General features: G+C 45.9%; 5 protein-coding genes and 1 pseudogene. 3 read left to right on the top strand and 3 right to left on the bottom strand.

From position 1 onward, the window contains the following. On the top strand, positions 1 to 2,617 hold a 2,617-nt coding region (locus ABUA47_RS17075; RefSeq protein ID WP_349831805.1), incomplete at its 5' end, for a DEAD/DEAH box helicase. Between the two features lie 321 nt (positions 2,618 to 2,938). On the opposite strand, the pseudogene ABUA47_RS17070 reads toward ABUA47_RS17075, so the two are convergent. The 3 genes and pseudogenes from ABUA47_RS17070 to ABUA47_RS17060 form a co-directional block, all read right to left on the bottom strand. Beyond that, positions 2,939 to 4,429, bottom strand: a pseudogene (locus ABUA47_RS17070) (MFS transporter). 141 nt (positions 4,430 to 4,570) lie between these two features. Next, complete coding sequence (gene kduI / locus ABUA47_RS17065) at positions 4,571 to 5,527, bottom strand: 5-dehydro-4-deoxy-D-glucuronate isomerase (RefSeq protein WP_035450164.1); 957 nt, start codon at positions 5,525 to 5,527, stop codon at positions 4,571 to 4,573. 27 nt (positions 5,528 to 5,554) lie between these two features. After that, entirely contained in the window at positions 5,555 to 6,946 is a 1,392-nt protein-coding gene (locus tag ABUA47_RS17060; protein WP_005823931.1) for a PTS galactitol transporter subunit IIC, read from the bottom strand. A 467-nt stretch (positions 6,947 to 7,413) separates the two neighbouring features. Between ABUA47_RS17060 and ABUA47_RS17055 the strand changes: the two genes are divergently transcribed. Then, the gene (locus tag ABUA47_RS17055; protein WP_005823929.1) at positions 7,414 to 7,980 is read left to right on the top strand and encodes an RNA polymerase sigma-70 factor; all 567 of its coding nucleotides are present in this window, start codon (positions 7,414 to 7,416) and stop codon (positions 7,978 to 7,980) included. Positions 7,981 to 8,084: 104 nt separating this feature from the next. Beyond that, positions 8,085 to 9,260: a FecR family protein gene (locus tag ABUA47_RS17050; protein ID WP_349824518.1), complete on the top strand. Its 1,176-nt coding sequence runs from the start codon at positions 8,085 to 8,087 to the stop codon at positions 9,258 to 9,260. Positions 9,261 to 9,333: the final 73 nt, after the last annotated feature.

Genomic DNA, 9,333 nt, shown 5'->3' with positions numbered 1-9,333 from the left:
CGATTATTTGGCATGCATGAAGAAGGCCTTCCGTTCTTATCCCATCGAGCTGGCAGCATGTGCCGACCTGCGCGACCGGGAGAAGGAAGCCGAATTCTTTTCCGATTGCAAGCGCCATTTCGACAATATCCACCGGACAGTGACAGAAACATTCCGTGCATCCGGCTATGAGCTCGATAGGACTGATGCCGTGCTGGAACCTTCTTACATCTGTGAAGCATTGGGTTTGCAAGGGCGTCTGGACTACATGCAGCGGGATATGACCTCGTTCATTGAAATGAAGTCCGGTAAGGCGGACGAGTATTCCATCCGTGATAAGGTGGAGCCTAAAGAAAACAATAAGGTACAGATGTTGCTCTATCAGGCTGTGTTGGAGTATTCTATGGGAATGGACCATCGACGTGTAAAGGCCTACCTGCTCTATACCCGTTATCCGTTGCTTTATCCGGCACGTCCTTCGTGGGCAATGGTGCGCCGTGTGATGGATGTGCGTAACCGGATTGTAGCCAATGAATATGGCATCCAGTTACGGAACAGCCCGCAGTATACGGCAGAGCGCCTGAAAGACATCCATCCGGACACCTTGAACGAGCGCGGTTTGGACAATACCTTATGGAAACGCTTCCTTTACCCCTCCATCGATGCCGTAGCGCAACGCATCCGTTCGCTTTCGTCGTTGGAACAAAGCTATTTTTATACGCTCTATAACTTTATAACCAAGGAACTCTATACCTCCAAATCTGGAGATGTGGATTATGAAGGACGTACTGGCGCTGCCGCCCTCTGGCTTTCCACACTGGCTGAGAAATGTGAGGCGGGTGAAATTCTGTACGATTTGGCTATTTGTGAGAATCATGCGGCAGATACGCATAAACCGTATTTGTCCCTCAGAACGAAGCAAATGGTTGCTTCCCGGCAGGAGCGGGTTCTGCCCAATTTCCGTCAGGGTGATGCGGTGGTTCTTTACGAACGGAATACGGATACCGACAACGTTACCAACAAGATGGTGTTTAAAGGTAATATAGAGCGCATATCCGATAACGAGGTCTGTATCCGTCTTCGTGCCACTCAGCAGAATGCGGGTGTATTGCCTGCTGCTAGCCTTTATGCCATAGAGCACGACTATATGGACACCTCCTTTCGTAGCATGTATCTGGGACTTTCCGCTTTCCTTTCTGCCACCCAAAGACGGCGTGATTTGTTGTTGGGGCAGCGCCCTCCCGAGTTCGATACTTCTTTGGATACCGGTATTGCGACCGCTCCGGATGATTTTTCGCGGATTATTCTGAAAGCGCAGGCTGCCCGCGACTATTTCCTTTTAATCGGTCCGCCAGGTACCGGCAAGACCTCTCGCGCGCTGCGGGGCATGGTAGAAGCCTTTTACCGGGAGGGGAAACAGATTCTACTGCTTTCGTATACCAATCGTGCTGTAGATGAAATCAGTAAGGCGCTGGCTTCCATTGAGCCTGAAATAGACTTTATCCGTTTAGGCAGTGAGTTGTCTTGCGATGACTCATTCCGCCCGTATCTGATTGAGAATGTGTTGGAACCTTGTGCCACTCGGCGGCAGGTGCAGGAGCGCATTGCCCGTTGCCGTGTTTTTGTCGGTACGGTTGCCACGCTTTCTTCCAAGACCGAACTTTTCCGGTTGAAGACTTTTGATGTAGCGATTGTGGATGAGGCTACCCAAATTTTGGAACCACAACTGCTGGGGTTACTCTGTACCCGCAATCCCGCAGGCGCGGATGCCATCGGCAAATTTATTTTGATAGGTGACCATAAGCAGCTACCCGCAGTGGTCTTGCAGTCGTCCGAGCAGTCGGAAGTGTGTGACGAAGCTTTGCAGGCCATCGGATTGTATAATTTGAAAGATTCCCTTTTCGAACGCCTTTATAGGAATCTCTCCAAGGAAAGTGCCAATCGCCAGGCATCAACCTCTCATTCTTCATCTTTTATCCCTCATCCCTCCTACGACATGCTCTGCCGTCAGGGTCGTATGAATATCGAGGTAGCTTTGTTTCCTAACCGGGCTTTTTACGGTGGTCTGTTGGAACCGGTTGGTCTGTCGCACCAGCAGGGAGAGCTGACTCTTGCTCCTGAGCTGTGTGATTGTGAGTTTGCCGGCTTGCTGACTCGTCGTGTCGCTTTTCTGCCTGCCGCAGTCGAACCGCCGGCACAGTCGGCCAAGATGAACCATTCGGAGGCGCGGATTGTGGCACGGTTGGCAGCGGCTATCTATCGGCAGTATGCAGCTGTTTCCGGTTTCAACCCGGCTGTCACTTTAGGTGTCATCACTCCTTATCGCAGTCAGATAGCCTTGATTAAGAAAGAGATTGCTGCTTTGGGTATTGCTCCTTTGGAGGATATATTGGTAGACACCGTGGAACGCTTCCAAGGTAGCGAACGGGATGTTATTATCTACTCTTTCTGTGTGAACCGGGCTTATCAGTTGAAGTTTCTGGCAAATATGACAGAGGAAAACGGTACTCGGATTGACCGGAAATTGAATGTTGCCCTTACTCGTGCCCGCAGGCAGATGTTTATGACAGGAGTGCCGCAACTATTGAAACTTAATCCTATTTATGCCGAGCTCTTGTCTGTAGTTTGCCATTCGTAACCGTCTTATTTAGTAAATCTTAAATATTTTCTGCTTCTTTATAGAGTTTATTAATAACGCTGTGTGAGATAAACCATTATCTTTGCATCACGTTTTTTTCATAGAGATTTAGATTTAAGGTTAGAAGAATTGTGGAAGTCGTGAGACTTCCCTTTTTTTCATCTTAAATTGTGTTCCATTTACAGTTTTTTGTTTTTGACTGTAATTGAACGAAGAAAAGCCATTTCGTGAGAAAAGGCTTTTTTTGTGCGGAGTTTGCAAGGCATGTAATGCAGTTTGCAAACTCCGTATGATTCTGAATATCTATATAGAGACTTCTGATTAGTCCACTATAATCGGTTTGTACTTCGGAACCAGTGCCTTCATGATGCACCAGCCTATCAGGTAGGACACTGCACATACACAGAAGATGATGAAATATCCGGCAGGCTTGCCCTGAAATCCAAGAAATACCATTTGTGTCTTGTCGGCATAGTCGAACAGCAAACCGGAACTCATGTTGATGAGAAATGAGCTGATACCGCCCGCCATACCTCCGATTCCCACAATGGTGGCAATGGTGCTCTTGGGAAACATATCACCTACCACAGAATAGATGTTGGCCGACCAGGACTGATGGGCAGCGCCTGCAATACCTATGATGATAATCGGGAACCAATAGGCTTGTTCGCCAAATACTTCCTTGTTGCCCAATGGCTGTGCAAACAATGCCAATAGCGGGAACAGTGCAAAGATGAACATGGCCTGCATGCGTGCGGCGTAGGGGTTCTTACCGGTTTTGTTGATAATGATAGTGGGCAATTTCCCGCCATAGACGGACAACATCGTGATGGCATAGAGCACAAAGATAAGCATCTGTGCCGTGGGAGTATCTGAGGAGAATCCGTAAACGTCCGAAATGTATGCGGGTGCCCAGAAGAGGAAGAACCACCATACACCGTCAGTCATGAATTTGCCGAAAAATACAGCCCAGGTTTGCGGATATTTGAAACATTGCAGGAAAGAAATGCTCTTTTCATCCTTGGTTGTCGGAGTAGTCGCCTTTTTATCCTCCTCATTGTCTTTGTCTTGTTCTATATATGCCAGCTCAGCTGCGTTTACGTGTGGATTTTCATCAGGTTTCTTGTACATGAATATCCACAGTCCCATTCAGATGAAACCCAATCCGCCGATAACGATAAAAGCCATTTCCCAGCCGTTGCCCACGCCCATGCGTTGGAAGTAGCGGGCCAGGGTAGGGATACACAATGGGGCTATCAGTGCTCCGATGGTAGAGCCGGCATTGAATATGGAAGTGGAGAAGGCACGGTCTTTCTTTGGGAAATATTCGGCAGTCACCTTGATGGCGGCAGGAAAGTTTCCTGCTTCACCGATGCCCAGTATGATACGGGCGGCAATGAAGTAGTAAACGCTGGTGATGGCTATGGTAGAGGCCAATGCACCGGTAGCGCTAATCATGTTGGCGGCATTTTCAATGCCGAGGGTCATTTCTGTGGCAAGTCCGCAGAGGGCGTGCATACAAGCACCGATAGACCATACGGCAATGGCCCATAAATACCCTTTTTTCGTTCCCATCCAGTCGATGAAACGTCCGGCAAACAGATTGCCTAAGGCATAGACGATGGAAAAGATAGCTGTGATGTAGCCGTAGTGTGTATCGGTCCAGTGGAATTCGGGGGAGATGAAATCTTTCCAGGTCAATGAAAGAACCTGGCGGTCGAGGTAGTTGACGGTTGTCGCGAAGAATAGCATGGCGCAGATAATCCAACGGTAATTGGTCATCCGCCCTGCGGTGTTTTGAAATGTACTCATGATAATAGATTTATATTTTGATGCAAATGTAGGGGTTTGTGTGTTGTTCGAGGTGTAATATTGAGTAAAAAGGATGTAGAAAATGACAAAAATAGGCATGGATTATTTAAGTCCATGCCTATCGGACGTTGCAGGGCAACTTTATTTCATATCGATGTATTTGATTTCGTCTTTGTCGCTGTATTTCAGGTTTTCACCGCCCATACCCCAGATGAAAGTATAGTTGCTGGTTCCGGCAGCAGCGTGGATGGACCATTCGGGAGAAGTGATGGCTTGTTCGTTGTGCAGCCATATCAAACGTTCTTCCTGCGGTTCGCCCATCAGGTGACAGATAGCGTTGCCGGGTTTCAGGTTGAAGTAGTAGTAAGCTTCCATGCGGCGAGTGTGTGTGTGGGCAGGCATGGTATTCCATACAGAGCCGGGAGCCAGTTCCGTGAGTCCCATCTGCAACTGGTTGGTACCGCCGTCTTTCACTCTTTCCAGTACATCTTTCACAATCAGCTGGTTTACGATACGGTCGTTGCTGTCTTCCATTTTTCCATAATGGTCGGAGATGCCCAGTGCATATTTCTTGGGGTTGGCTTTCTGAAGCTTGGCATCGGTGGTAATCAGCTGAGTAACATAGGGCTTGTAGGCCGGAGCCGAGTTGATGTAGAACTTGGCGGGATTGGTAGCGTCGTTGCTCTTGAAGGTTACTTCCTTATTTCCGCAGCCTACGTAAAGGGCTTCCTTATACTTCATGGGGTATTCCTTACCGTCTACAGTAACCACTCCGTCACCGCCGGTATTGATGACACCCAGTTCGCGGCGTTCGAGGAAGTAAGTGATTTCCGGACCCAGTTCACGGAACACTTCCAACTTCAATGTCTTGTTCACCGGCATGGCGCCACCGTAAATCAACCGGTCGTAGAGGGTGTAGGTTACGTTGATTTCATCCGGAGCCATGACTTTGTCCATCATGAATCTGCTGCGTAGAAGTTCCGTGTCATAATGCTTCACGTCCTGCGGATGGCAGGCGGTCTGCACTTTGTAATTCACTTGGGCATTGGCTGCCATGGCAACTGCTCCCATCATAAATGCAAGTACTAACTCTTTCATAATTTGTTACTATTTAATTTTTAACTTTTAATTTTTGATTGATTTCTGGTATTTGATAATGGCACGACGGTTCATAATCATCAGGAACAATGTGCATAATACAAGGATACCGGAGCCTATCCATTTCAACGAGTAGGTCAGGTGGAAAATGACCCAAGCAAAGGGGCTGGATGCAAAGTCCAGTGCACCGCCTTCAAAGCCGGCGGGGATATTCACGGCAGCATCTTGTGTCTTCTCGTATACATCGTGGGCTGCTTGTGTGAAATAGGGGGCGAGGTCTGTTACGAAATAAAGACCGATGGTCAGTACAACGAGTCCGATGATGAACGTCTTTACTACATTTCCTTTCGTGATGGGCAGTACCAGCGGGAAGAGGTAGAACATTCCGGCCAGCGACGCCAGAGGCAGGAACTGGTTACCCGGCAGGATGACAGCCAGCAGTATGGTTACGGGAATCAGCAGCAGGGAAACCACCAGCGTTGCAGGATGGCCGATAACCAATGCGGGGCTCATACCGATGTTCAAGCCGACAGCACCTTTGAATTTCTTGGCAATCAGCTCGCGGGTCGCATCGGAAATAGGCTTCAAGCCTTCGATGAACAAAGCGGTGATACGCGGAATCAGCTCCATTACGGCGCCCATCTTGATACCCAAACCTAATATATAAGGTATCTTGTCTACCAGTTCCTGACCGTTCTTGCAAGACAAGGCACCGATACCGCAACCGACCAGAATACCCAGGAATAAAGGCTCACCCAGCAAGCCGAATTTCTTCTTCATGCCTTCCGCATCAATGTTCAATTTGTCAAAACCGGGGATTTTGTCCAATGCTTTATTGATGACTACGGCAAATGGAACGAAACCTGCGCAGAAAGGCTGGGGGATGGAGATACCCTCCATCTTGTCGTAGAATCCCTGGAATTTGTCGGCGGTATAGTCGGCCATAATCAGGGTAATGATATAGCAGATGATAGCGGCGAAGAAACCCCACCAGATATTGTCGCTGGCAAAATAAACGACTGCGCCGATAAATGCGAAATGCCAGTAGTTCCAAAGGTCGATATTGACCGTACGGGTCGTTTTCGTTAATAACATCAGAAGATTTACTCCCAAACATACCGGAATGATGAATGCACCCACCGATGTGTTATAGGCTACAGCCGCAGCTGCAGGCCATCCCATATCGAATACTTTCAACTGAAGACCGTAAATTTCAACGACTTGGCTCAGAGCAGGACCGAGGCTGCTGGTCAACAGCGCAGTGACAACTGACAGACCTACGAAACCGACACCTACCAGCAGACCGCTCTTTAGCGCCTTACTGAATTTGATGCCGATGCATACTCCCAAAATTGTAAAGATTATAGGCATCATCACTGCTGCTCCTAAGCCGATGATATAGCCGAAAACTTGTTCCATTCTCTTGTGATTTAATTAGGTAATTGAGTTTGTTTTTGCAATAGTATGAATTAAAAACCGGGTCAAAAATAAGACCTTTTCTCAATTAATCAAACTCGAAAAGCATAATTATTTAGTAAATGGGACAATTTTGGACGAAATTGGTCGTTATCGTGCACAAAATTGCTCGTTTTCGTACACGAAAACCAAATAATACACTCTCTGCATTGAAAAGTATACATAGGAAAAACAACAATTTTGGGTGGAGTGAACTTTAATCCAGTTTACTGTGTTATTATAAGACATTGAAACAAACCGGACTATAATGATATATTTGATTTTTTTATTGGCAATAGGACTATTGGTCGGATGGAGCTTATGGAAAGCTCCATCCGATATTGATTTATGGGGAAAAGATTTAGAGGATTGATAGTTATATTGGTTATATTCTGAAAATTTAACTATATTAGCGCCAGAAAAGCATAAATATGGCGCTAAATCTGATAAAAAAGGATAAATCCCACTCTGTTGTAAGCATTAAGCTGGATGAGCAAGAGTTTCATAATATTTTTAAGGAATATTATGCGGCGCTTTGTTCTTTCGCGTTCCAATACATGGAGGATGCGGATATGTCAGCAGATATAGTACAAGACGTATTTGCCAAGTTGTGGCAGATAAGAGACGATTTCTTTTATCTTCATCAGGTGAAAGCTTTTCTTTATACGGCCGTACGTAACCATGCCTTGAACGAACTTGAGCATTCGAAGGTAGCTCATGAATACGAGCAAAAGATTATAGCCAAAAAAGCAGATGCTTTTTTTCGTGATGCGATTGTGGAAGAAGAGACTTTCCGGATTCTGTCAGAAGCTATAGAGAAACTTCCTACCCAAATGAGAGCCATCATGCAGTTGGCTTTGGAAGGCAAAAAGAATGCAGAAATAGCAGAGCGTCTCAATGTCTCTCCCGAAACGGTACATACTCTTAAAAAAGTGGCTTATAAAAAGCTTCGTGCATTCCTTACCGATTATTATTATTGCCTTCTGTTATTTATCTAAAAGCACATTTTTTTCTATTTTTTCAAAAAAAAGTCTTTATCGATTCACTATGTTTTCATTTTGGCTTGTATTATCATTAAAGATAGACTAAAACATGCCAAATTATGATAAAAGAGTACTTTCATATAGCTCATCTTATTTCCAAGCACCTATCCGGTGAAGTAACACCGGAAGAAAGCCGTTTTTTGGATAAATGGCGCAAAGAGAGCAAAAGCCATGAGCAGCTTTTCCAAAAGATTTGTAGTGATGAACATTATGCACAGCACGAAATTCGTAAAATGGAGTTTGATTCGCAGGCTGGATGGAAAGGTGTCGAAACACGTATCAAGAGGATGGAGCTCAGAAGGAGACATTTGAAACTGTTACGGTACGTTGCTCTTTTTATTGCACCAGTGCTGATATTGGTTTTTGCACTTCAGGATATTTCTGTACCCCATGTCATGGATGGCAATCAATTATTGGCTGCCCAGCAAATACTGCCGGGTGGAGCCAAAGCTATTCTTACATTGGATAATGGGGAAACGGTTTATCTGGATGAGAATGCCGATGGGCGGCAGTTGCAGTTGGCTGGTAAACAAATACAGATAGATTCAACGACCTTGAACTACAGCGCTGCAGACGGGCAGGTTGTGCAGTCAGCTTTGGTATATAATAAAGTTGAAGTGCCTCAAGGCGGTGAGTATACACTTGTTCTGAATGATGGTACAAAAGTACATCTGAATTCAATGAGCAGTCTACGTTTTCCGCTTACTTTCGAAGCTGGGAAGCGGGAAGTGGAATTGGCGGGAGAAGCTTATTTTGAAGTAAATAAGACCGGTCATCCCTTCACTGTATCGACTCAAGGTATGCAGATTGAGGTGTTGGGAACAACTTTCAATATTTCGGCCTATCCGGGTGAAGAATATCAGGCGACTCTTGTCAGTGGTTCTGTTAAGGTGGACACCGGGGAGGGACAGAGTCTTGTCTTAAAACCTTCACAGCAGGCATCATTAATTCCCGGGAGCGGGAATATACAAGTGTGTACAGTAGATACTGCCTTCTATACATCATGGGTGAAGGGAAAAATCAATTTTAAAGATCAACGGCTGGAAGATATTATGAGAATCCTTTCAAGGTGGTATAATATTGAAGTGGACTATTCAGACGAAGCGTTAAAGAACCTGCGTTTCGGTTGCTATGTGAACCGTTATGAGGAAATAGCTCCTTTCCTTGAGCTACTGGAAGCGACGGAAAACATACATGTCAAAATCAACGGTAAAACTATTATATTCTATAACTAAAGTTTCCCACCCCTTAAAACACTAACTTTTCTCATTTTCCTTTGTCTGTCTTCCCCCATATCCATTGACTGTT

This window comes from Bacteroides sp. RTP31139st1_H2_RTP31139_211217 (genome assembly GCF_040227615.1).
Taxonomy (GTDB): Bacteria; Bacteroidota; Bacteroidia; order Bacteroidales; family Bacteroidaceae; genus Bacteroides; species Bacteroides uniformis.
This window is presented reverse-complemented; position numbering and strand designations above follow the sequence as displayed.